This is a genomic window from Sphingomonas sp. SphC10, from assembly GCF_057004845.1.
Genome location: NZ_CM168044.1, coordinates 1,062,486 through 1,084,720 on the forward strand (window position 1 = coordinate 1,062,486; position 22,235 = coordinate 1,084,720).

At 66.0% G+C, this 22,235-nt stretch carries 19 protein-coding genes; 10 read left to right on the forward strand and 9 right to left on the reverse strand.

Annotated elements, in window-relative coordinates:
- Nucleotides 1-87: 87 nt before the first annotated feature.
- From phoB to ACWKSV_RS04685, 7 genes are all read right to left on the reverse strand, one after another.
- Nucleotides 88-780, reverse strand: coding sequence for a phosphate regulon transcriptional regulator PhoB (phoB, locus tag ACWKSV_RS04655; protein WP_042488715.1), 693 nt, complete (start codon nucleotides 778-780; stop codon nucleotides 88-90).
- A gap of 13 nt (nucleotides 781-793) precedes the next feature.
- The gene (gene phoU / locus ACWKSV_RS04660; RefSeq protein ID WP_056435378.1) at nucleotides 794-1,480 is read right to left on the reverse strand and encodes a phosphate signaling complex protein PhoU; all 687 of its coding nucleotides are present in this window, start codon (nucleotides 1,478-1,480) and stop codon (nucleotides 794-796) included.
- Between the two features lie 8 nt (nucleotides 1,481-1,488).
- A complete protein-coding gene (gene pstB / locus ACWKSV_RS04665; protein ID WP_236697035.1) occupies nucleotides 1,489-2,250 on the reverse strand; it encodes a phosphate ABC transporter ATP-binding protein PstB in 762 nt (253 codons plus the stop codon).
- Nucleotides 2,247-3,461 carry a phosphate ABC transporter permease PstA gene (pstA, locus tag ACWKSV_RS04670; RefSeq protein WP_216637068.1) on the reverse strand — a complete coding sequence of 405 codons (1,215 nt, stop codon included), beginning with the start codon at nucleotides 3,459-3,461 and terminating at the stop codon, nucleotides 2,247-2,249. The genes pstB and pstA overlap by 4 nt, the downstream gene beginning before the upstream one ends.
- 43 nt (nucleotides 3,462-3,504) lie before the next feature.
- Nucleotides 3,505-4,881 carry a phosphate ABC transporter permease subunit PstC gene (gene pstC / locus ACWKSV_RS04675; protein ID WP_076716188.1) on the reverse strand — a complete coding sequence of 459 codons (1,377 nt, stop codon included), beginning with the start codon at nucleotides 4,879-4,881 and terminating at the stop codon, nucleotides 3,505-3,507.
- Nucleotides 4,878-5,924: a substrate-binding domain-containing protein gene (locus tag ACWKSV_RS04680; protein ID WP_076716189.1), complete on the reverse strand. Its 1,047-nt coding sequence runs from the start codon at nucleotides 5,922-5,924 to the stop codon at nucleotides 4,878-4,880. Before ACWKSV_RS04680 ends, pstC begins: the two co-directional genes overlap by 4 nt.
- Before the next feature lie 72 nt (nucleotides 5,925-5,996).
- Nucleotides 5,997-7,241, reverse strand: coding sequence for a sensor histidine kinase (locus ACWKSV_RS04685; protein WP_076716191.1), 1,245 nt, complete (start codon nucleotides 7,239-7,241; stop codon nucleotides 5,997-5,999).
- 143 nt (nucleotides 7,242-7,384) lie between these two features.
- On the opposite strand from ACWKSV_RS04685, the gene ACWKSV_RS04690 reads away from it, so the two are divergent.
- The 4 genes from ACWKSV_RS04690 to ACWKSV_RS04705 are packed head-to-tail and all read left to right on the forward strand — an operon-like array spanning nucleotide 7,385 to nucleotide 9,990.
- Entirely contained in the window at nucleotides 7,385-7,852 is a 468-nt protein-coding gene (locus ACWKSV_RS04690; protein ID WP_056435375.1) for a hypothetical protein, read from the forward strand.
- Between the two features lie 4 nt (nucleotides 7,853-7,856).
- Entirely contained in the window at nucleotides 7,857-8,135 is a 279-nt protein-coding gene (locus tag ACWKSV_RS04695; protein ID WP_076716192.1) for an HPr-rel-A system PqqD family peptide chaperone, read from the forward strand.
- Nucleotides 8,132-8,977 (forward strand): HprK-related kinase A, encoded by an 846-nt coding sequence (locus ACWKSV_RS04700; protein ID WP_076716194.1) that lies wholly within the window; start codon nucleotides 8,132-8,134, stop codon nucleotides 8,975-8,977. Before ACWKSV_RS04695 ends, ACWKSV_RS04700 begins: the two co-directional genes overlap by 4 nt.
- Nucleotides 8,974-9,990 carry a nucleotidyltransferase domain-containing protein gene (locus tag ACWKSV_RS04705; protein ID WP_083706653.1) on the forward strand — a complete coding sequence of 339 codons (1,017 nt, stop codon included), beginning with the start codon at nucleotides 8,974-8,976 and terminating at the stop codon, nucleotides 9,988-9,990. The genes ACWKSV_RS04700 and ACWKSV_RS04705 overlap by 4 nt, the downstream gene beginning before the upstream one ends.
- On the opposite strand, the gene ACWKSV_RS04710 is transcribed toward ACWKSV_RS04705, so the two are convergent.
- Nucleotides 9,950-10,642 (reverse strand): HAD-IA family hydrolase, encoded by a 693-nt coding sequence (locus tag ACWKSV_RS04710; protein WP_076716195.1) that lies wholly within the window; start codon nucleotides 10,640-10,642, stop codon nucleotides 9,950-9,952. The two genes, ACWKSV_RS04705 and ACWKSV_RS04710, sit on opposite strands and share 41 nt — an antisense overlap.
- A gap of 62 nt (nucleotides 10,643-10,704) precedes the next feature.
- Here ACWKSV_RS04710 and glmU point away from each other — a divergent pair, with 62 nt between their 5' ends.
- The 4 genes from glmU to ACWKSV_RS04730 all read left to right on the forward strand — a co-directional run bounded on the left by glmU (nucleotide 10,705) and on the right by ACWKSV_RS04730 (nucleotide 17,640).
- Nucleotides 10,705-12,069: a bifunctional UDP-N-acetylglucosamine diphosphorylase/glucosamine-1-phosphate N-acetyltransferase GlmU gene (gene glmU, locus ACWKSV_RS04715; RefSeq protein ID WP_076716197.1), complete on the forward strand. Its 1,365-nt coding sequence runs from the start codon at nucleotides 10,705-10,707 to the stop codon at nucleotides 12,067-12,069.
- 7 nt (nucleotides 12,070-12,076) lie between these two features.
- Nucleotides 12,077-13,900, forward strand: coding sequence for a glutamine--fructose-6-phosphate transaminase (isomerizing) (gene glmS, locus ACWKSV_RS04720; protein WP_076716198.1), 1,824 nt, complete (start codon nucleotides 12,077-12,079; stop codon nucleotides 13,898-13,900).
- A 78-nt stretch (nucleotides 13,901-13,978) separates the two neighbouring features.
- A complete protein-coding gene (locus tag ACWKSV_RS04725; protein ID WP_191864513.1) occupies nucleotides 13,979-15,853 on the forward strand; it encodes an EAL domain-containing protein in 1,875 nt (624 codons plus the stop codon).
- 14 nt (nucleotides 15,854-15,867) lie between these two features.
- Nucleotides 15,868-17,640, forward strand: coding sequence for a sensor histidine kinase (locus ACWKSV_RS04730; RefSeq protein ID WP_076716200.1), 1,773 nt, complete (start codon nucleotides 15,868-15,870; stop codon nucleotides 17,638-17,640).
- 7 nt (nucleotides 17,641-17,647) lie between these two features.
- Here the strand turns inward: ACWKSV_RS04730 and dinB are convergent, their stop codons facing one another.
- Entirely contained in the window at nucleotides 17,648-18,697 is a 1,050-nt protein-coding gene (dinB, locus tag ACWKSV_RS04735; protein ID WP_083706654.1) for a DNA polymerase IV, read from the reverse strand.
- Between the two features lie 295 nt (nucleotides 18,698-18,992).
- Here dinB and ACWKSV_RS04740 point away from each other — a divergent pair, with 295 nt between their 5' ends.
- On the forward strand, nucleotides 18,993-21,974 hold the full coding sequence (locus tag ACWKSV_RS04740; RefSeq protein WP_191864512.1) for a diguanylate cyclase: 2,982 nt from the start codon (nucleotides 18,993-18,995) through the stop codon (nucleotides 21,972-21,974).
- 43 nt (nucleotides 21,975-22,017) lie between these two features.
- Complete coding sequence (locus ACWKSV_RS04745) at nucleotides 22,018-22,230, forward strand: DUF5818 domain-containing protein (protein ID WP_076718163.1); 213 nt, start codon at nucleotides 22,018-22,020, stop codon at nucleotides 22,228-22,230.
- Nucleotides 22,231-22,235 lie beyond the last annotated feature (5 nt).

The window sequence follows — 22,235 nt, forward strand, 5'->3', positions numbered from 1 at the left end:
CAAGTGCGTTAGCGCGTCGGGCAGAACGCCCCATGCCGCACTTGGCTCCCTCGTTTCGCTTGCGACCCGATCCTGGCAGGCTTTTAATCAACCACCGGCGTCGAGCGAATAGCCCGCCGAGCGCACCGTGCGGATGATGTCGGGGCGGTCGCCGATGTTGATGGCCTTGCGCAGGCGACGGATGTGCACGTCGACGGTCCGGCTCTCGATATCCGAGTCATGCCCCCATACCGCGTCGAGCAGCCGCTCGCGCGAGAAGACCCAGCCGGGATGCTCGAGGAAATGCTTGAGCAGGCGGAATTCGGTCGGCCCAAGCGAGACGACTTCGCCTGCGCGGCGGACCTTGTGGCCGACCGTATCCATCTCGATATCGGCATAGGTCAGCGCCTCGCCCGCCAGCGCCGGACGCACGCGGCGCAGCACCGCGCCGACGCGCGCGACGAGCTCTCGCGGGGAAAAGGGCTTGGTGACGTAATCGTCCGCGCCCGTCTCCAGCCCGCGCACCCGGTCCTCTTCCTCGCCGCGTGCGGTCAGCATGATGATCGGCACGTTAGCCGTCTCGGCCGAGCGACGCAGGCGGCGGCAGACCTCGATCCCCGAAATCCCCTCGACCATCCAGTCGAGCAGGACGATGTCGGGCGTGCTCTCCCGCGCCAGCAGCAGCGCCTCCTCGCCGTCGACCGTATGGGTGACGTCGAAATCCTCGCGCTTGAAATGGAAGACGAGCAGTTCCGCCAGCGCGGCGTCGTCTTCGACCAGCAACATCTTTACCCGTGCCATCGTGCCTGTTCCCTCAAGAAGGCAATGTGCCGCCGCGGTCCCGCTCACCCATCTGGGTGCCGGTGGCGGCGAAATAGACCATCTCCGCGACGTTCGTCGCATGGTCACCGATCCGTTCGAGATTCTTGGCGATGAACAGCAGGTGCGCGACCTGTCCGATCGTCTTGGGATTCTCGACCATATGGGTGACGAGCGTGCGGAAGATGGAATCGTAGAAATCGTCGAGCGCGTTGTCGCTGTCGCGGACCCGGATCGCCGCCTCGGCATCGCGCGCGGCAAAGGCGTCGAGCACGTCATGCACCATGGCGGAGGCGATCTTGGCCATGGCGGGCAGGATCGAGACGGGTTCGATCCGATCCTCGCTTTCGATCATCGGCACCCGCTTGGCGATGTTCTTGGCATAGTCGCCGATGCGCTCGACGACGCTGGCGATCTTGAGCGCCGCGACCACCTCGCGCAGGTCGTTGGCCATCGGCGCCCGGAGTGCGATGGTCCGCACCGCCAGCCGCTCGACCTCCGCCTCGATCAGGTCGATCGCCTTGTCGTCCTCGCGGACCTTGCGCGCCAGTTCCAGGTCGGAGCGTTGCAGCGCCTTGATGGCGTTGGCGATCGCCTCCTCGGCCAATCCGCCCATCTGGCTGATCAGCCCGCGCAGGCGGCCGATATCGTTGTCGAAGGCTTTTACGGTGTGGTCCATGATCCTCGTCCTCAGCCGTAACGGCCGGTAATATAGTCCTTCGTCCGCTCTTCCTTCGGGTTGGTGAAGATGTCGGACGTCTTGCCGTACTCGACCAAGGTGCCGAGGTGGAAAAAGGCGGTGCGTTGCGAGACGCGGGCGGCCTGCTGCATATTGTGAGTGACGATCGCGATGGCATAGCGGCCGCGCAGGTCGTGGATCAGTTCCTCAATGCGCGCCGTCGCGATCGGGTCCAGCGCGCTGCACGGCTCGTCCATCAGGATGACCTCGGGGTCGACGGCGATGGCACGGGCGATGCACAGTCGCTGCTGCTGGCCGCCCGACAGCGCGGTGCCGCTTTCCGACAGGCGATCCTTGACCTCGTTCCACAGGCCCGCACGGGTCAGCGAGCGCTCGACGATCGCATCCATCTCGCTTCGTGAGGTCGCCAGGCCATGGATGCGCGGGCCATAGGCGACGTTCTCGTAGATCGACTTGGGGAAGGGGTTGGGCTTCTGAAACACCATCCCGACGCGCGCGCGCAGCTGCACCACGTCCATCTCGGGCGCATAGATGTCCTGCCCGTCCAGCCGCACGTCACCCGACACCCGCGCCGAGGGGATGGTGTCGTTCATGCGGTTCAGCGTGCGCAGGAAGGTCGACTTGCCGCAGCCCGACGGGCCGATGAACGCGATGACGTGATCCATGTCGACATCGATCGAGATGTCATGGATCGCCTGCTTGTCGGCATAGGACACGCTGACGTTGCGCGCGGTTATCTTGGGGGTATTCACCAGCGTGTCTCGAACCGATTGCGGAGGTAGATGGCCAGCCCGTTCATCGCGAGCAGGAAGACGAGCAGGACGATGATCGCGGCCGAGGTCTTTTCGATGAAGCCCCGGTCGACCTGATCCGACCAGAGGAAGATCTGGACCGGCAGCACGGTCGCCGGATCGGTCAGCCCGCGCGGCGGCGCGGCGATGAAGGCGCGCATGCCGATCATCAGCAGGGGGGCCGTCTCGCCCAGCGCACGGGCCATGCCGATGATCGTGCCCGTCAATATGCCGGGCAGGGCCAGCGGCAGGACATGGTGAAAGATCACCTGCACCCGCGAAGCGCCGACCGCCAGTGCGGCATCACGGATCGAGGGCGGTACCGCCTTGATCGCATTGCGCCCCGCGATGACGATGACCGGCATGGTCATCAGCGCCAGCGTCAGGCCGCCGACCAGCGGGGCCGAGCGTGGCAGGCCGAAGCTGCCCAGAAAGACCGCCAGCCCCAAAAGCCCGAAGATGATCGAGGGGACCGCCGCCAGATTGTTGATCGACACCTCGATCATGTCGGTCCAGCGGTTCTTCGGCGCATATTCCTCCAGATAGAGGGCGGCCAGCACACCGATAGGGAAGGCCAGCGCCAGCGTGACGAGCATCGTCAGCAGCGATCCTTTCGCCGCGCCCCAGATTCCGACCCGCGTCGGGTCGGTGGCATCGGCATCGCGCAGGAAGCCCATGTCCCAACCGGTCGACAGGACCCCGCGCGCCTGCAACTGCGCAACGACGCCCTCGGCCTCGGGCGTACCGACACCCTTGGCGGCGACGTCGTAGCGGCTGGCGATCGGCAGTTCGAAGCGGACGGTGCGACGGAGCAGGCCGGGGTCGGCCTTGATCGCGTCGCGCACCACGATCCAGGCGCCGGGCGACAGCAGGTCGGTTCCCATCGGGCCGAAGGCGGTCGTCGCGGCGCTTTCCACCGCATCCTCCAGCCCGGCCCCGGCCAGCGCCAGATCGGCCCCGCGCCCCTTCAGGCGGGCGGGCTCGATCGGCAGTTCGGCGGCGGCGAGGTTGACCGGCATGGCCACCCGCGTCTCGGTAAAGCCGCGAAGCCCCTGCGCCAGCATGGTGATCAGCAGGAAGGCCAGGAACGCCGCCGACAAGGCGACGGCCGCCGCGCCCAGCCGCCGGAAGCGACGTTCGGCGGCATAGCGCCGACGCAGGCGACGGGCCATGGCGGGGCTGTCCCAACCCGTGGCCGGAGGCTGGGGGGGCGGCTTATTCATAGGTTTCCCGATACCGCTTCACCACATTCAGCGCGACGATGTTGAGCAGCAGCGTGATGAGGAACAGCGTCAGGCCCAGCGCAAAGGCGGCCAGCGTCTTGGGGCTGTCGAACTCGGCTTCGCCGGTCAGCAGGTCGACGATCTGGCGTGTGACGGTGGTCGTGCTGGCAAAGGGGTTGGCGGTCAGCGTGGCGACGCCGCTGGCGGCCATGACGACGATCATCGTCTCGCCGATCGCGCGACTGACGGCCAGCAGCACGCCGCCGACCACGCCGGGCAGGGCGGCGGGCAGCATGACGCGGGTGATCGTCTCGAACGGGGTGGCCCCCATCGCCAGGCTGCCGTCCCGCATCGAACTGGGCACGGCGGCCAGGCTGTCATCCGCCATGGACGAGACGAAGGGGATGATCATCACCCCCATGACCAGCCCGGCCGCCAAGGCGCTTTCCGACGAAGCCCACTCGATGCCGATCGCAACCGCGAACTGCCGGACGGCGGGGGCCACGGTCAGCGCGGCGAAATAGCCATAGACGACGGTCGGGATACCCGCGAGCACCTCCAGCACCGGCTTCATGATCCGGCGCGCACGGGGGGCTGCATATTGGGTCAGATAGATGGCGCTCATCAGCCCGAACGGGATGGCGACCGCCATGGCGATGACCGCCCCGATGAAGAAGGTGCCCCAGAACAGCGGCACCGCGCCCAGCGACGCGCCCGGATTGCGCGGATCGATCGACTGGGGGCTCCAATGCATGCCGAACAGGAAATCGGTAACCGGCACGACCGAGAAGAAGCGCCCGGCCTCGTAGAGCAGCGAGGCGACGATCCCGGCGGTGGTCAGGATCGCGATCAGCGACGCCCCCAGCAGCAGTCCGAGCACCACCCGCTCGATCCGGGTGCGCGCAGAAAACTCCGGTCGGACGTGCAGATAGGCATAGGCGCCGCCCGCCAGCGCCAGCAGCAGGACGATCGCGGTGGCGATCCAGTCGATCCGCGTCTGCGCGGCGTCATAGGCGGGGGCGAGCGTTCGCGACAGGGCATGGAACGCTCCATGTGCCTGTCCCGCCGCCAGCGCTCGCGCCTCGGACAGGATCGCCGCCCGTTCGAACCCGGGCGGGGGAAGCTGTACGGCCGCCGGGGCCTGAAGCACCATGTCGGTGACGAGCGCGGGGGAGGTCGCGGCCCAGACGGCAAGGAAGATCAGCGGCGGCACGGCCGTCCACAGCGCGACATACCAGCCGTAATGATGCGGCAGCGAGCTGGCGCGCGTCCCCGACCGACGGCGGAAACCGAGCGCATGCATCCGCGTCGAGGCCCAGGCGATGATGCCCAGCCCGACCGTCAGGATCAGAAGGACGACGCCGTTCATGACGGCAGGTTCGCCGGATCGAGCGTGATTTCACGGGCAATGATGGTGCGCGAACGAGCCTGGATCGCCTCCGGCGAGGCGATCAGACCCCGGCGGACCAGCGGACCGTCCTTGCCCCAGTTTTCGGCATAAAGCCGCAGGAAGGCGCGTAACCCCGGAATGGCATCGAGATGCGCCTTCTTGGCATAGACATAAAGGGGGCGCGATCCCGGATAACGGTCGGCGGCGATGGCGTCATAGGTCGGCTGCACGCCGTTGATCGTCACCCCGTCGACCGTCTGGCGGTTTTCCTCGAGATAGGAATAGCCGAAGACACCCAGCGCGTCGGGATTGGCCTGGAGCTTCTGGACGATCAGATTGTCGTTCTCGCCCGCATCGATATAGGCGCCGTCCTCGCGCACGCGCGTGCAGAACAGGCGGTGCGCTTCGGGATCGCGGGCGGCCAGCGCCGGTGCGCCCGGCTCGACCGCATCGCACCCTTTGGCCAGGATCAGCTCGGCCAGCGCGTCGCGCGTGCCGCTGGTCGCGGGCGGGCCATAGACCTGGATCGGAATGGCGGGGAGCATCGGATTGACGTCGGCCCAGGTGCGCGCGGCATTGGGCTTGCCGCCGGGATGCGCCGACAGCGCGCGGTAGATATCGACCGAGGTTAGCGCCATGTGCGGCCCGCGCTTGGATTCGGCAAAGGCAATGCCGTCAATGCCGATCTGGATCTCCAGCAATTCGCCCGCACCGTGCGCCGCGCAGTCGCGATATTCGCTGGCTTTCATGCGGCGGGACGCGTCTTCCAGATCGGGATGACCCGCCCCGATCCCGGCGCAGAACAGTTTCATGCCCGCACCCGTACCCGTCGACTCGATCACCGGCGCCTTGGCATCGGGATCGGCCGCGACGAAGCGCTCGGCAATGATCGTGGTGAAGGGATAGACGGTCGACGAACCGACCGCCGTGATCTGCTCCCGCACGCCCGCGCCGCCGCCATTGGCCTGATCATGGCAGGCCGCCAGCGCGAACATCGCGGCGAGAAGGCAGGGCAGACGCATCGAGATCCTTGGAAACACCGGAACGGGTGCGAACCGGCGCTGCCACGCTCGCCATACCCCCGTGTGACATTTTTATTGTGGTTTTGTGACAGCACTCTCGGAAGCGTTCTTTTCCGGTGTCTTCAGCGCCGGCAGGCGAACCGTCACGGTCGTCCCGACGCCCACCTCGCTGGCGATTTCCAGCTTTCCGCGATGCCGCTCGACAATGTGCTTCACGATGGCGAGGCCCAGTCCCGTACCGCCGATGCTGCGGCTCCGGCCCGAGTCGACCCGGTAGAATCGTTCGGTCAGGCGCGGCAAATGGCTGGCGGCGATGCCTTCGCCCCGGTCGGCGACGCTCAGGCGCAGCATGGGCCCGTCGCGATCCAGCCTGACCCGCACCGGCGTTTCCGCCTTTCCGTATTTCATCGCATTGCCGATCAGATTGTGCAGCATCTGCGACAATTGCGCACGGTCACCTGCAATCGGCGGCAGGTCTTCCGCCAGTTCGCAGCCAATGTCGTCGGCGCGTGGCGAGCCGGAGTCGAGGAACTCCTCCCAGACATGGTCGACCAGTTCGGCCATATCGACGGGCTGGGCGGGCTGGCGATATTTGTCGGCCTCGATCCGGCTGAGCGAGATCAGGTCCTCGACCAGCCGCTGCATCCGCCGTGCCTCGTCGAACATAACCTTCAGGAAGCGCGCGCGGATTTCGGCATCCTCGCCCGCTTCGTCGCCCAGGGTTTCGATGAACCCCAGGATCGAGGCGAGGGGGGTGCGCAATTCGTGGCTGGCATTGGCCACGAAGTCGACGCGCATCCGCTCGGCGGCGTCGTGTGCGGTTTGGTCGATCAGGTGGACGATGCGCTGGCCGCTCGTGGTATCGGCGACGCGCATTTCCCAGCGCTGTTCGAGCGACCCCAGTCCGACGAGAGAGATCGGATGGTCGGGATCGGTCACGCCTTCCTTGGCCAGCAGGCGTTCGGCGGCCGCGGGGTGCCGGATGGCGATGCGGGCATCCTCGCCGACGATATGCTTGCCGAGCAGCCCTCGTGCCGAGCGATTGGCCAGGATAACGCGTCCACCCTCGATCAGCAGCACCGGCTCGACGATCGCGTCCAGCGCTTCTTCGAGCAGCGGAAAGAGGCCGGTATGGCCCTCCTCGGCAGCGGGATCCTCCTCGGCTTCGTTCGGCACGCCCTCACTGGCGACCAGGGCGGCGGCAATCCCGCCGACCAGCGCAATGATGGCAGGCGCCGGTCCTGCCGTCAGGAACACGACGGCGGCAGCCACGACGACGACGACGATGGCCCATAAGGTGCGAATGCCGAATCCCATGACGTGCCGATGTAGCGGCGCACGCGCGCCCTGTCTCCACCGCTGAATGGCGGACCGGCACGGACCGGCTTCCAGTTTTGGGAAGCGGCTGGGCTTGCACAGGTTCTTGTGGCGGGCCGACGAATATGGGAGATCGCTTCGTCATGGACGACACGCCCTCCGAACCCGGCCCCGCATCGGGCTTCGCGCCCGAAGCGCAGGCCGATGCGCCTGCCTCCAGCGTGACCAGCCGCCGGATGCTGATGCTGGGCGCGGTCGGGGCGAGCACGGTGATTGCCGTCCGCCCGGCGCTGGCCCAGACGACGGCATCGGTGCTGAACTGTCAGATCCCCGTGCCCGGTCCGGGCGATGCCGGAAAATATATCGACAGGAATGGTAATGTCGTGAACCCCGGCCCGCTGGGACCGTTGGGCGCGCTGTTCGGCGGGCCCTATCCGCCACCGTCGCGGCCCTTCACCGGCGAAGAGGTGCGCAATGCGCTGTACAACGGCATGTCGCTGCCCGGCACCACTTACTATTCCAATGATGCCTATCTCAAATATATCAAGAAGCTGAGTGGCGGCCAGAGCGGCTATACCTGTTTCCTGTCCATTCAGAATCCCAGGACCTGATCCGATGGCCGGTCCGCGCTACCGCGCGGCGGCGGCGGCGCTCTTGATCGTCGAGCCGCTGGATATGTTCACGGCCGTTTTCCATCGCCCGTCCGGCGTGACCCATTTGCTGAACGAACCGGCGCCACAGATATTGGAGGCGCTGGCGGACGAACCCTTGGATAGGGATGCGCTGCTCGCTCGGCTGGCGCAGAATTTCGACTTGGGTGAGGCAGACGGTACGGCGGTGCTGCAGGCTCGTCTGGCTGAACTGGAGGCGGCCGGATTGGTCGACCGGGTGTGAGGCATCAAATTACCTTGCGGGTCGGGCCGGTCGGTTTCCGGATCGGATCGGACTGGCATGCGCCGATTGCGGCGCTGGATGCGCTGTATCGCGACTATCCGCGACCCGAATTCGCCGATTACAGCGTCCGATTGGAGGCCGTATCGCCCTGGCGCCGCCGGGTGCGGCCATCTGTTCGGGTGGCGGGGGATTACTGGTTGCCTGATGCGTCGCCATTGCCGTTGGCGCAAGGCGTGCTGGCGGCCGAGATGGGCATGAACCTGCAGGTTGCGCTCGGGCATCGCCGTCACCTGCTGCTTCACGCCGCCGTGGTCGCACGCGACGATCGGGCGATCCTGATGAGCGGCGTGTCCGGCGCAGGCAAGTCGACTTTGGCGTTGATGCTGTCGCAAAGGGGCTGGCGCTTCCTGGGCGACGAGTTCGCCATGATCGATCCGGACACCGGCCTAGCCCATCCCTTTCCCCGTCCGGTCAGCCTGAAGAACGAGAGCCTTTCGCTCATTCCCGAAGGCTGTCGCACAGGTCCGTTGCTGACGGGCACGCCCAAGGGCGATGTGCGCCACGTCGCGCCGCCCGCCGCTGCGATCGCTGCGATGGACGAGCCTGCACGGCCTGCGCTGTTGATCTTTCCGCGCTTCGGTTTTCCCTCCGCCCTGAGTGGCCTTGCGCCGACCGAGACCTTCATGCGGCTGACCCAGGCATCGACCAACTATGTCGCGATGGGGGAGGCCGGGTTCCAGACGCTGACCCGTCTCCGCGCGCAGATTCCGGCGGTGGCGCTCGATTATCCCGATGGCGAAACGGGTGTCGCCGCCGTCGAAGCCCTTTGGGAGGCGCTGTGAGCGCGGTCCGGACGTTGGTCGCGCTGCTGCGTGATCCCGAGCGGGCTTGGGCGATCGATCCGGCGCACTGGACCAAGGTGCTGGCCGTTGCGCGGGCCGAGACGCTGTCCGGAACCTTGGCGTATCGGTTGGAGGGGCTTGCATTACCCGGTGAGGTCGTCGGGGCGCTGGCGGAGGCGCGGATCGACGCCGCCGAGGCCAGGCGGACGGCGCTGTGGGAGGCGAACCGCGTGGCGCTGGCGCTTCGGCCCCTGGGGCACCCGGTCATCCTGTTGAAAGGCACCGCCTTCGTCGCGGCCGGGCTGGCGGCGGGGCAGGGGCGTGGCATTGGCGACTGCGACATCCTGCTTCCGCGACCGCTGCTCGGCCATGCAGAAAAGCTGCTGGTCGATGCCGGATGGGAATGGATGAAATCCGATCCCTATGATGACCTCTATTATCGCCAATGGATGCATGAGCTTCCCCCGCTGGTCAATGGCGAGCGGGGGCGGATGGTCGATGTCCACCACACCATCCTGCCGCTGACGGCGAGGCCGACACCGGATGCGCAGGCGCTGATCGACGATGCCGAAGTGCTGGACGGCGGATTGGCGGTGCTGTGCCATACGGATATGATCGTCCATGCGGCGGCGCATCTGTTGGCCGATGGCGAACTGGCCGGTGGCCTCCGCAATTTGTGGGATATCCATGCGCTCATCGAGGAAAAGGGCATGGTGGGGCTGGAGGCACGGGCGGCGCACCACGGCCTTTCGTCCGCCGTCGATCGTGCGCTGCGGTTGACGCATGCGCTTTACGGCACGACCGTTCCTGCCCGGTGGCAAAGGCTGACCATGATCGATCGCCTTTACCGATGCCGCATGATGGCGCGCGACGGATGGGCGCGCGAGCGGCACAAGGCGTTACGGATGATGTTTTATATCCGCTCGCACCTCATCCGAATGCCGCTGCCGATGCTCATCCGGCATTTGTGGATCAAGTGGCGGAAGGGGAAAGCCGCGTCAGGGTCGGGATAAGCTCCGCATAGCCATTGATGATCGCATCGCCCCCCAAGGCCTCGACCGGCTGGCTGAGGAACCCGAAGGAACAGGCGATGACTGGCAGTCCTGCTGCACGGGCCGCCTGGACGTCGAAGATCGAATCGCCGACGAACGCGGCTTTCCCCCCGCCGCACTGCTCGACCAGCGCCTGGATCGGTCTGGGGGAGGGCTTTGCGACGCCCAGCGTATCGCCGCCGATGATCGAGGCGAAGCGATCGGTCAGGTCCAGCGCCCCCAGGATCGCCCGAGCGAAGCGCTCCAGCTTGTTGGTCATGATGCCCAGTGTTACGCCGCGCGCCGCCAGTTCATCCAGCGCCTCGATCGCGCCGGGAAAGGGGGCGGTATGCACCGCCAGATGGGCTTCGTAATATTCGAGCAGCAGGTGGTGCAGCCGATCCAGCGTCTCGGCATCATGACCGCCGGTCGCGTCCAGCCCATGCCGCAACATCGCGCGGGCGCCGCCGCCGATCATCGGCTTGACCGCCTCGACGCTCAGGGGCGCCCGCCCGATCGAGCCCAGCGCGTGGTTGACGGCGGCGGTCAGGTCGCCACTGGTATCCAGCAGCGTGCCGTCCAGGTCGAAGCCGACAATGGCGAAGGGAAAACCATGCGATGAATTGACGTCCATGTTCGGCCTCGGTGCAGTCTCGGACTGGCGTTGACCGGAAATCCATGGCAGGCGCAACCGTCATGACGAGACCGATCGCCGCCATCATCCTCGCCGCGGGCAAGGGCACCCGCATGAAGTCGGACCTGCACAAGGTCCTCCACCCCATTGCCGGGCGGCCGATGCTGCTCCACCTGATCGACAGCGTGAAGGCCTTGTCGCCCGAACGCATGGTCGTGGTGACGGGCGCCGGGCGCGAGCAGGTCGAGGCGGCCGTCGCTCCGCTGGGCGTTGCCACTGCGCTTCAGGCCGAACAGCTGGGCACCGGCCACGCCGTCGCCCAGGCGCGCGAGGCACTGGCCGGCTTCGACGGCGATGTGCTGATCCTCTACGGCGACGTTCCGCTGGTGGAGGCACGGACGATGCGTGCGATGATCGACCGGCTGGGCGAAGCCGATGCGCCGGCGGCGGTCGTGCTGGGCTTCCGTCCCGGCGATCCTGCCGCTTATGGCCGGGTCATTGCCGATCGGAGCGGGCGTATCGATCGGATGGTCGAGTTCAAGGATGCCAATCCTGAAGAGCGTGCCGTAACCCTCTGCAATTCCGGCTTAATGGCCGTCCGCTCAAGCGATTTGTTCGGGCTGCTCGACTGGGTCGGCAACGACAATGCGGCGGGGGAATATTATCTGCCCGATATCGTCATGCTGGCCGCCGCAGACGGTCGCCACTCGGCCGTTATCGAGACGGGCGCGGGCGAGGTCGCGGGCGTCAACAGTCGTGCCGAACTGGCGGTGGTCGAGGGGGACTGGCAGGTTCGTCGTCGTGCCCGTGCAATGGCCGACGGCGCGACGCTCATCGCGCCCGATACGGTCTGGTTCTCGCACGATACCCGTCTCGGCCGCGACGTCGTGATCGAGCCGCATGTCGTGTTCGGCCCCGGCGTCCATGTCGCCGACGGCGTGACCATCCACGCCTTCAGCCATCTGGAGGGCGCGACCGTCGCCACCGGTGCGGATATCGGCCCCTATGCCCGGCTCCGCCCCGGTGCGGACGTGCGCGAGGGCGCACGGGTCGGCAATTTCGTCGAGATGAAGAAGGCCGTCCTTGGCCCCGGCGCCAAGGCCAATCATCTGACCTATCTGGGCGATGCCGAAGTGGGCGCGGGCGCCAATATCGGCGCGGGCACCATCACCTGCAATTATGACGGCTTCCTGAAGTATAAGACTGTGATCGGCGAGGGGGCTTTTATCGGCTCGAACTCGGCGCTGGTCGCGCCCGTCATGATCGGTGCGGGTGCGATCGTGGGCGCGGGTTCGGTCGTGACGAGCGATGTGGAGGCCGATGCCCTGGCACTCGTCCGCGCAGAGCGGCGGACCAAGGCCGGTTGGGCCAAGCGTTTCAGAGACATGATGACGGCTAAAAAGGCCGCGAAAAAGGCTGGGGAGTAAGTAGCTTATGTGCGGCATCGTAGGGATTCTGGGCGGTAATGACGTGGCCGAGCGGCTGCTCGACGGGCTGCGTCGCCTGGAATATCGGGGCTATGACTCGGCGGGCATCGCAACGATCGACCATGGCGAGATCGAACGTCGCCGGGCCTCGGGCAAGCTGGTCAATCTGGCCAAGGAACTCGCGGCGCATCCGCTGCCCGGCTCCATCGGTATCGCGCATACCCGCTGGGCGACGCATGGTGGCCCGACGACCAACAACGCGCACCCGCACGCGACCGATCACGTCGCGGTCGTGCACAACGGCATCATCGAGAACTTCAAGGCCTTGCGCGACGAACTGATCGGGCGCGGCCGGATGTTCACCAGCGAAACCGACACCGAAGTCGTGGCGCATCTGGTCAGCGAGAAGGTCGAGCAGGGCCTCGACCCCGTTGCCGCCGTCCGTGAGGTGCTGCCGCGCCTGCACGGGGCCTTCGCACTTGCCATCCTGTTCCGCGACCAGCCCGACATGCTGATCGGCGCGCGGCTCGGCTCGCCGCTGGTGGTCGGTTACGGCGACGACGAGATCTATCTGGGGTCCGACGCGCTGGCGCTGGCGCCGCTGACCCAGCGTATCGCCTATCTGGATGAAGGCGACTGGGTCGTCTGCACCCGTGAAGGTGCGCAGGTCTATGACCGTGACAACACCCCCGTCGACCGGCCCGTTACCCTGTCGGGCGTCACCGGCGCGCTGATCGACAAGGGCAATCACCGCCACTTCATGCAGAAGGAAATCTACGAGCAGCCGATCGTCGTCGCTCAGACGCTGCGCTCGTATCTCCAGCGGCTGGAGGGCAAGGTCGCGCTGCCCATTCCGGACTTCGACCTGTCGGGCATCAAGCGGGTCACCATTGTCGCCTGCGGCACCAGCTTCTATGCGGGCATGGTCGCCAAATACTGGTTCGAGCAGTTTGCGCGCGTGCCCGTCGACCTCGATGTCGCGTCCGAGTTCCGATACCGCGCGCCCGTCATGGAGCCGGGCGGGCTGATGATCGTCATCAGCCAGTCGGGCGAGACCGCCGACACGCTGGCCGCCCTTCGCCATGCCAAGAATGAGGGGCAGACGATCGCGGCGGTGGTCAACGTGCCGACCAGCTCGATGGCGCGAGAGGCCGACCTGCTGCTGCCGACCCATGCCGGCCCGGAGATCGGCGTCGCCTCGACCAAGGCCTTCACCTGCCAGCTGAGCGTGCTGGCCGCGCTGGCCGCCAATCTGGCCAAGGCCAAGGGGCGCCTGTCGGCTGACGAGGAGAAGCAGATCGTCCGTCACCTGGCCGAAGCACCCGCCGCGATCAACGGCGCGCTGGCCTATGACGAAGCGATCGAGGGCATGGCGGGTGCCGTCGCGGGCGCGCGCGACGTGCTCTATCTGGGGCGCGGCACCGACTATCCGCTGGCGCTGGAAGGCGCGTTGAAGCTGAAGGAAATCAGCTACATACACGCCGAAGGTTATGCGGCGGGCGAGATGAAGCACGGCCCGATCGCGCTGATCGACGAGCATGTCCCCGTCATCGTCATCGCGCCCTCCGGCCCGCTGTTCGAAAAGACCGTCTCGAACATGCAGGAGGTTCAGGCACGCGGCGGCAAGGTGATCCTGATCTCTGACTATGACGGGATCGAAGCGGCGGGCGACGGATGTATCGCCACCATCACCATGCCCAAGGTCCACCCGCTGATCGCCCCGATCGTCTATGCGGTGCCGGTACAGCTGCTCGCCTATCATGTCGCCGTCGCCAAGGGCACCGATGTCGACCAGCCGCGCAATCTGGCCAAGAGCGTTACGGTCGAATAACTGACCATTTACGTCACTTTAAGCCTCTCTGGTTACCATCTATCTTCGTGTTGAGTAATGAAGACGGATGGTAGCCGGATGCGTATTCTGATCGTCGACGACGAACCGGCGGTTCACGAGAGCTACGAACTGTGCTTCTCGGGACGGAACGTCACGCTGGACGCCATGGCGACCGAGCTGTTCGGTGAGGGGGCCGACGGGGGGGACGGCGACCTGGTGCTCGACCGGCATCATTGCCATCAGGGTCTGGAGGCGGTCGCCGCGATCGAGCGAGCCCAGGCGGAAGGATCGCCTTTCGCGGTGGCGTTCATCGACATACGGATGCCGCCGGGTATCGACGGTCGCGAAACCGCGCGGCGCATCCGGGCGCTCGATCCCGATATCCATATCGTCATCGTCACCGGCTATTCCGATTTCTCCCCCGCCGAGATCGGCAAGGTGGCGGGGCCGGCCGACAAGATCTTCTACATCGCCAAGCCGTTCGAGGTGATCGAAGTCCAGCAGATGGCGCATGCTCTGTGCCGCCGCTGGGACAATGATCGCGAACTGGCCGCCGCTCGGGCGTTGCTGGCGACGCAAGTCGCGACGCTGGAGGAAAAGACCGCCGAGCTGGAAGCGAACGAAAGCCGGGCGATGCATATCGCCATGCACGACGCCCTGACCGATGCCCCCAACCGCGTCGCCTTTCTGCGCGGCCTGACCGAGCGAGGGCGTCAGGACGGTCCGTTCGTTACCGCGATGCTCGATCTCGACCGGTTCAAGCTCGTCAACGACACGCTCGGTCATCTTGCCGGGGATGAATTGATCCGTATGGTGTGCGCGACCATCCAGGCCAATATGCCCGAGGGCGCGATGCTGGCCCGGCTTGGCGGCGACGAGTTTGGCATCTTCTTCGAGGCTGAGGACATTGACCTGGCCGTCGCTGCCTGTGACCGGATCGTCACCGCCTGTGCCTCGACCTTCAACGTGCTGGGCCATGCGGTGCGGTGCGGCGCATCCTGCGGCTTGGTGATGTGCCAGCCGGGCGGGGAGCGCGATCCGACCGATCTCGTCCGACAGGCCGACATGGCGCTGAACGAAGCCAAGCGTTCGGGGCGCGGCACCGTTCGGGTTTTCGATGCCAGCATGGACGAAGGCATTCGCGTTCGCCGCGAGATCGAGGCAGGCTTGAGCCAAGCCATCGCCCGCGACGAGCTGAGCCTGGCCTATCAGCCGATTGTCGCCCGGGGCAGCCTGGACATTGTCGGGTTCGAGGCGCTCGTCCGCTGGAGCACGCCCGAACGCGGTGCGATCAGCCCGGCGATCTTCATCCCGCTGGCCGAGGAAAGCACCCTGATCCATGATCTGGGTGACTGGATCCTCGACCACGCTCTGGCCGAGCTCCAGCATTGGCCGGGCCAATATGTTTCGGTGAATTTCAGCCCGATCCAGTTCCGCCGTTCGCATTTCGTCGGGCATGTGATGGAGAGCGTGCGAAGGGCAGGCGTCGAGCCCCAGCGTGTCCAGATCGAGATTACCGAAACCGCCATTTTCGACGATGCCGAACATGCCGCGCAGACCCTTTGCGAACTGCGTAAGCTGGGCTTCCGTATCGCGCTCGACGACTTCGGTACGGGCTATTCCAGCCTTTACAATATCCGCAAATTCGCGCTGGACTGCTTGAAGATCGACCGCAGCTTCATCGACGGCATGGGGCGCGAGCGCGAGTCCGCGGCGATCGTCCATTCCATCATCCATCTCGGTCGGGCGTTGGGCCTGGGCGTGATCGCCGAGGGCGTCGAGACGGAATCCCAGGCGCAGGCGCTGCGCGTCGCAGGTGCCAGCCATCTCCAGGGCTATCTCTTCTCGAAACCCGTTCCGGCGACCGAGGCCCGCAAACTCGCCGAGCGGAAATTCCTGACGCTGCCCGGCGAAGCGCAAGGGGCTCCCATCATGGCAGGCGCGGGGCGCTGACGAAGCGAAGCATCATGCGCCGGTGGCATGAACGGCGGCGGCGGCCACGATCGCTTCGTGAGACGATGGTGTCGCTGCTGACCCTGACCGGGATCGGCGGGGCACTGGCGCTGGCCGTCCTGCTGACGCTGGTCATCTCGCCGGGTTTTGCCGAGCTGGAAGAGCGGGCGACGGAAGGCTATCGCGGTCGGGCTCAGACGGTGTTGTCGGACTTCGCGGCGATCAGCGAGGTTGCCGCACGCGAACAGGCCAGTGCCGTTACCTCCGACGGCATCGCGCCGACCGTGCCAGACCAAAGCATCGTGTATCGGCGTGCGGTCGGTGAGGGCGGCAGCGTTCAGCGGCCCTTGACCAAAGAGACGCGTCAGGTCGAAGCCGCACTGGATCGCCTGGATTTTGAACATCTGGTGGACGTGGGCCGCTCGTCACGTTTCTATCTGTCCGTTGGGGAAGACGTCCTGGCCGTTGGCGTGGCGGACAGCCCGCGCGGCAATATCCATGTCGCCGTGGCGCGGCGTCTGACGGGGCAGACTCTGTCTCGCCTGCTTGGGCGACCAGTGGCCCTTTCCACCGGGGCTCCGGCCAGCAATGCTGGGCCCCGCCGCGGTGCGCAATTCATCGATATCGCCGTGCCGGTCGATGGACCTGATGGGCGGCCGGTCGCCTCGGCCCGGTTCCGGGTCTCACGCGAGGTCGTGCTGCTCGGCCGCCGCGTTCTCCTGTTGGCGGCAGCGGCATCGATCCTCCTGCTGGTGCTGCTCCTGCTCATGCTGCGCCGGGCGCTGGGGCGGTTCGTCCTCGTTCCGCTCGACCGGGTCCAGCGGCATATGCAGCGGGTCCAGGCATCGGGCGCGCTGCTGCCGTTCGAGGACGGTCAAAGCCAATGCGAGGAGTTCGGATCGCTCGGCCGCAACTTCAACGCCATGCTCAGCCAGCTCAAGGATTTGCGCGAACGCAACGAAATACAGAGCTTCGCGCTTGGTCGTTCGGAAAGCGCCGTCGCGGTCCTGCACAATGTCCGCAATGCGCTGGCGCCCCTGGCGACCATCCTCAGCCACGGCGTTGGACAGCATAACGGCGCCCGACGCGACCTGCTCGACCGGGCGCTGGCCGAGCTGGCAGGCGGAGAGGTCGAGCCGGACAGACGCGCCAAGCTCGTCGCCTTCCTGTCGACCGCCTTCGATGCGGAAGCGCTGGCCCGCACCGAGGTCCGGCGGCAATTGGAAGTCGGGCGCGATGCCATGCGCCAGACGTTGGAGATCATCGGCGCGCAACAGGCCCGAGCCCATGAGCGGCCCGCCCGCGAACGTTGCGACATCAGTGACATCGTGGCGCGCAATGCGACGATCGCACGCTATGCCCATGCCGTATCGATCAGCTTCACCTTCCCGGCCCACCCGGCCTATGTGGTGGCGAACCGGGTGATCCTGAGCCAGGTGATCGGTAACCTCTTCTCCAACGCGGTCGAAGCGATCGTCGCGACGGGGCGAGATCATGGCGCGATCACCGTCGACATTCCGCCGCCCAGCGAAGGGCGGCTGTCGGTCCGGATCATCGATGATGGCGAGGGGTTCGAGCCCGCCCAGGCGACGCGGCTGTTCCAGCCCGGCTACTCGACCCGGACCGAAAAGTCCGGCGGGCTTGGCCTGCATTGGTGTGCCAATTCCATGGCGGGGATGGGCGGGACGCTCGAATTGCGCAGTGCAGGCCGGGGCACCGGTGCGGTGGCGATCGTGACGCTCGACGCGGATGGCGAAGGGGAGCGCCAGGTCGAACTGGCTGCCTGATCGTCGATCATAGCGGCAGTTCCGCCTGGGCCGGGGCGGACCGAGCGCCGTCATCATCGCTGGAAAGGCCGGATAGCGTCAGCCCCAGCAGACGAACCCCGAGCGTCACGGGCAGTTGCTGATCCAACAGATCGAGCCCGACCGCCAGAAATTCGGCACGGTCACGGATCGGGTGATGGGCCGAGCGGGCCCGTGTGATGGTCCGAAAGTCGCTGTGCCGTAATTTTAAGGTCACCGTCCGGCCCGCAACCCCGCTTCGTTCGATCCGGGTCCAGGCGGCGTCGACCACCCGCTCCAGCGCACTCCGCAGCCCCTCGCGACCGGACAGGTCGGACTCGAAAGTCCGTTCGGCGCCGACCGACTTGGCAATGCGATGGGCACGAACCGGTCGATGATCGATCCCGCGCGCGGCACCATAGAGGTAATCGGCATAGCTGCCGAAATGGCGTTGCAGGAAATCCAGGGGTCGATCGCGTAGATCCTGTCCGGTCAGGATACCCAGCGTCTCCATCTTGCGTGCCGTGACCGGTCCGACACCATGGAACCGCTTAACCGGCAATCCCGCGACAAAGGTCGCGCCGTGCGCCGGTGGAATGATGCATATGCCGTCCGGCTTGTTCTGATCCGAAGCGAGCTTGGCGATGAACTTGTTGTAGCTCACCCCGGCCGAGGCGGTCAGCCTCGTCTCCGCGCGGATCGCCTCGCGAATGGCATTGGCGATGGCGGTGGCCGACCCCAGGGCAGCCCGGTCTTCGGTGACGTCGAGATAGGCTTCGTCGAGCGATAGCGGCTCGATCAGGTCGGTATAACGGGCGAAGATGGCGCGGATCTGTTGCGAAACCTCGCGATAGACGTCGAACCGGGGCGGCACGAACACCAGGTCCGGACATTTGCGCAATGCCGTCACCGAAGGCATGGCCGAGCGAACGCCAAAGGTCCGCGCTTCGTAGCTCGCCGCCGCCACGACACCCCTTGCGCGTGATCCACCCACGGCGAGCGGACGCCCACGTAGCGCCGGATCGTCCCGTTGCTCTACCGACGCATAAAAGGCGTCCATGTCGACATGGATGATCTTCCGCCCGTCAAGCCGCCCCGTTTCGTCGAAAGGTGATAATGGCGCTGGCACGCAATAGCCCGGAATGATCCTTGCGCCCGCACCTTACGGGCTTGAAAACGAAACAGGAACAGCGCCGAAACGTCAAGCCCGGGGTCGTCGGGACGGCAATGAGAGCGTTGATCAAAATTAATATCCTTTTATGGAACCTTTTCTAAAAGGGGCTCGGGATAATGATTTGATGCGCTTCCGATCCTTCGGTGCCGCTGCCCTTTTATTGCTCCTGTGTCTGCCCGCTATGGTCCGGGGAGAAGCACGCGGCGATCCATGGGCGGCATGGCAATGGGCCAGCTTCACGCGGCTCGGCGACGCAGTGCGCCTGCCCCATATCACCGCGACGGCGGTTGTCCGCGCCAGCGACGGGACCATGTGGATCGGTACGCGTGGCGGTCTGATCCGCTATGACGGGCAGCGTGTCCGTAGCTTCAAGGCCTTGTCGAGCGATCCATTTTCGCTGCCGGATAATTATGTCCGCTCGCTTTTGGCGCTGCCCGATGGCGGGCTGTTGATCGGCACCAATGTCGGCGGTTTGGCGCGTTACGAACCGGCGAGTGGCCAGTTCATCCGGTTGAAGGCCCTTAATGGACCGACGGGCAGCCGTGTTTTCAGCTTTACCCCGGATGGATCGGGAGGGGCTTATATCGCATCGGACGGTGGCGTTCATCATTACATCGCCCATGCCGATCAACTCGACTCCATGGCGGGTTCGGCGATCCGATCGACCGAGGGACGTCGTCAGGGTGCATTTGCGGTCTACCGCGATGCGGATGGCACGCTGTGGGCGGGGTGTGAAGGCGGACTGTGGGTACGCCCTGCCAAGTCCAGGCGGTTCCATCCGACGTCGCTCTTGGATGCCGCGAATAGCCGTGACATCTGGTCGATCCTGCGTGATGGGCACGGGCGGCTATGGGTGGGCACAGGTTCGGACGGCGTCTATTTGTCGAATGACCGGGGCATCCGCCCGCGTTTTTCGCAAATGCCCGCATTGCGTGGCGCCGCCCCCCTGATCGGGCATCGGACGATCAGGGCGATCATCGAAGACGAACGGGGAAGGCTGTGGGTCGGTACCGATGGCATGGGGATCGTGCTGATCGATCCCCGCCACGGCTTTTCAGCGACCGCGATCCGCCATCTCGGCGCGAACCCGATGTCGCTGGCGGGCGACACGGTGCGCGCGCTGGCGCTGGACGGGTCGGGGGGCGTCTGGGCCGCAACCGAAATGGGCGCGGCGCGGACGCAGGGACTGGGCGGCGGGACGTTGCGTATCGGATCGGCGATGCCCGATCCGCGCATGTCGCTGTCGGACGACAATGTTCGTGGGATCATGGTCGACCGGCATGATCAGGTCTGGCTGGGCCTGAGTAACGGGACTGTCGATGCACTCGACCGAAAGGCGGGGCGGGTTCGTCGACTGACCCTGAACGGCCAGCATGGCGGTCAGGATATCAAGGCGCTGCTGGAATCGTCGGACGGCACCATCCTGGTCGGCGCGCGCGGCGTCGTCGCGATCGATCCGCGCACCCTGTCGCAGCATGCGTTGACCGTGAACGGGCTCGGCGACCTTCCGGTCATCTCATTGGCCGAGACGCCCGATGCGCTGTTGATCGGCACCTATAAGGGCCTGTTCGTTCGGCGGCGCAGCGACGGACGGGTGCGGGTGTTCGAACATGATGCCGCCGACCCGCACAGCCTGCCCAACAACGAAGTCATCAACATCGTGACGCAGCCCGACGGCAGCGTGCTGGTCGCCACGCCGGGCGGCATCGGCCATCTCGACGTGCCAGGGGGAAAGTTCACCAATTTTTCCAGTCGGTCGCCAGGGCCGGGCAGCTTGCCGCAGGATTATGCCGGTTCGATCATTCCGGCCGGGCGCAGGATATGGGTGGGAACCTATGGCGGCGTAGCCCTGGGCCGGGCGGTCGCAGGCGGCTGGCGCTTCCATGCGATCACGGAAGCACAGGGACTGGCAGGGGACAATGTCGCCTCCCTTGTCCTGGATGCCCAGCAACGTCCCTGGATCGCCAGTGCCGGCGGCATCTCGGTCATCGACCCGGCAAGCCGCCATGTGCGGGTCATGAGCCAGCGCGATGGACTGAGTGCCAGCGCCTTCAACCAGCGCGCGGCGGCGCGAATGGCGGACGGCTCGCTGCTGTTCGGCGCACCCGACGGGCTGATCGTTCTGCAACCCGATGTCCTGCTCGGGCGGCTGAGCCGCGCCCGTCCGGGGCCGTTGATCGTCAGCTCGGCGGATATCGACGGTCACGCATTGGCCGTGGACTCGGCCGTCAAATCGCTCTCGCTGCGCTGGGGTGCGGACGGGCGCACCCTGCGCATCGGTTTTGCCCTGGCCGATTACGACGCGCCGGAGACGATCCGCTATAGCTATCGCCTGGACGGATTCGACCGGACATGGATGACGGTGCCAGCGGGGACGCCTGCTAGCGCCACCTATACGAACCTTCCCGCAGGCACCTACAACCTGGAACTCCGTGCCTATGTCCCAGGCCTGGGCGCGCGGATGGTCGAGCGTCGCGTCGAGATCACCGTCGATCCGCAATGGTATGAAAGCTGGCTCGGACGGACCGGCTTGGCCATGCTGTTCCTCTTGCTGCTTGGGGCGACCTTCTGGCTTGTTACGGCCGTCGTTCGCCGTCGCGCGCGAATGCTGGAAACCATGGTCGAGGAGCGGACCAGTGCACTGCGCGCCGCGAATGAGCAACTCGATCGCCTGGCCAGCACCGATCCGCTGACCGGGCTGGCCAATCGCAGGACCCTGATGGCGGCGCTACAGGATGCGCGCGACCGGGCAATTGCGGAGGACGGCTATTTTACCTTCGCGCTGCTCGATATCGATCATTTCAAGCGGATCAACGACGGCTATGGCCATGGCGCTGGCGACGAAGTGCTGGTGCGTATGGCAGCCCGTCTGCTGAAGGGCGTAAGGTCGAACGACGTCGTGGCGCGCTATGGCGGTGAGGAGATCGCGATCCTCTTTCCCGGCGCGACACTCGATAGCGCGACGGGCATCGTCGAACGCTTGCGGCAGGAAATCGCCAGTACCCCGCTGCTGGTCGGCAACCAGGCGATCACCGTCACGTTCAGCGCGGGCGTGACGGAGTGGCGTCCGTGCGAAGACGTGGCGGCCATGATCCGCCGTGCCGACGACGCACTCTACGAAGCGAAGCGCAGCGGAAGGGACCGGGTCGCGCGGGCGGCCTGATCCGGATCCCGTGCACGCCCGTCAGCATTGAATGGACATGACGATGAACGACAGCGCCGATACCGCCCCATCGCTCGTTCGGAGCGGTCGTCTGGTCCGCCGGGGCGGTGCCTTCGTGCTGGAAGGCGATGACGGCAGGCATCTGGAACTGCGTCTGATGCGGGTTCCCGTCGATCATGTCGGCAAATCGGTCGCGGTGACCGGCCACCTGCTGACCCCCGATGTGATGGAGGTCGACGGCGTCAGGGCCGCCTGACCCAG

What these genes read in the sequence shown, in the direction of transcription:
- phoB (WP_042488715.1), bottom strand. Translation starts at nt 780, where the DNA reads ATGGCACGGGTAAAGATGTTGCTGGTCGAAGACGACGCCGCGCTGGCG.
- pstA (WP_216637068.1), bottom strand. Translation starts at nt 3,461, where the DNA reads ATGGCCCGTCGCCTGCGTCGGCGCTATGCCGCCGAACGTCGCTTCCGG.
- pstC (WP_076716188.1), bottom strand. Translation starts at nt 4,881, where the DNA reads ATGAACGGCGTCGTCCTTCTGATCCTGACGGTCGGGCTGGGCATCATC.
- ACWKSV_RS04680 (WP_076716189.1), bottom strand. Translation starts at nt 5,924, where the DNA reads ATGCGTCTGCCCTGCCTTCTCGCCGCGATGTTCGCGCTGGCGGCCTGC.
- ACWKSV_RS04685 (WP_076716191.1), bottom strand. Translation starts at nt 7,241, where the DNA reads ATGGGATTCGGCATTCGCACCTTATGGGCCATCGTCGTCGTCGTCGTG.
- ACWKSV_RS04690 (WP_056435375.1), top strand. Translation starts at nt 7,385, where the DNA reads ATGGACGACACGCCCTCCGAACCCGGCCCCGCATCGGGCTTCGCGCCC.
- ACWKSV_RS04695 (WP_076716192.1), top strand. Translation starts at nt 7,857, where the DNA reads ATGGCCGGTCCGCGCTACCGCGCGGCGGCGGCGGCGCTCTTGATCGTC.
- ACWKSV_RS04710 (WP_076716195.1), bottom strand. Translation starts at nt 10,642, where the DNA reads ATGGACGTCAATTCATCGCATGGTTTTCCCTTCGCCATTGTCGGCTTC.
- glmU (WP_076716197.1), top strand. Translation starts at nt 10,705, where the DNA reads ATGACGAGACCGATCGCCGCCATCATCCTCGCCGCGGGCAAGGGCACC.
- glmS (WP_076716198.1), top strand. Translation starts at nt 12,077, where the DNA reads ATGTGCGGCATCGTAGGGATTCTGGGCGGTAATGACGTGGCCGAGCGG.
- ACWKSV_RS04725 (WP_191864513.1), top strand. Translation starts at nt 13,979, where the DNA reads ATGCGTATTCTGATCGTCGACGACGAACCGGCGGTTCACGAGAGCTAC.
- ACWKSV_RS04730 (WP_076716200.1), top strand. Translation starts at nt 15,868, where the DNA reads ATGCGCCGGTGGCATGAACGGCGGCGGCGGCCACGATCGCTTCGTGAG.
- dinB (WP_083706654.1), bottom strand. Translation starts at nt 18,697, where the DNA reads ATGGACGCCTTTTATGCGTCGGTAGAGCAACGGGACGATCCGGCGCTA.
- ACWKSV_RS04740 (WP_191864512.1), top strand. Translation starts at nt 18,993, where the DNA reads ATGGTCCGGGGAGAAGCACGCGGCGATCCATGGGCGGCATGGCAATGG.
- ACWKSV_RS04745 (WP_076718163.1), top strand. Translation starts at nt 22,018, where the DNA reads ATGAACGACAGCGCCGATACCGCCCCATCGCTCGTTCGGAGCGGTCGT.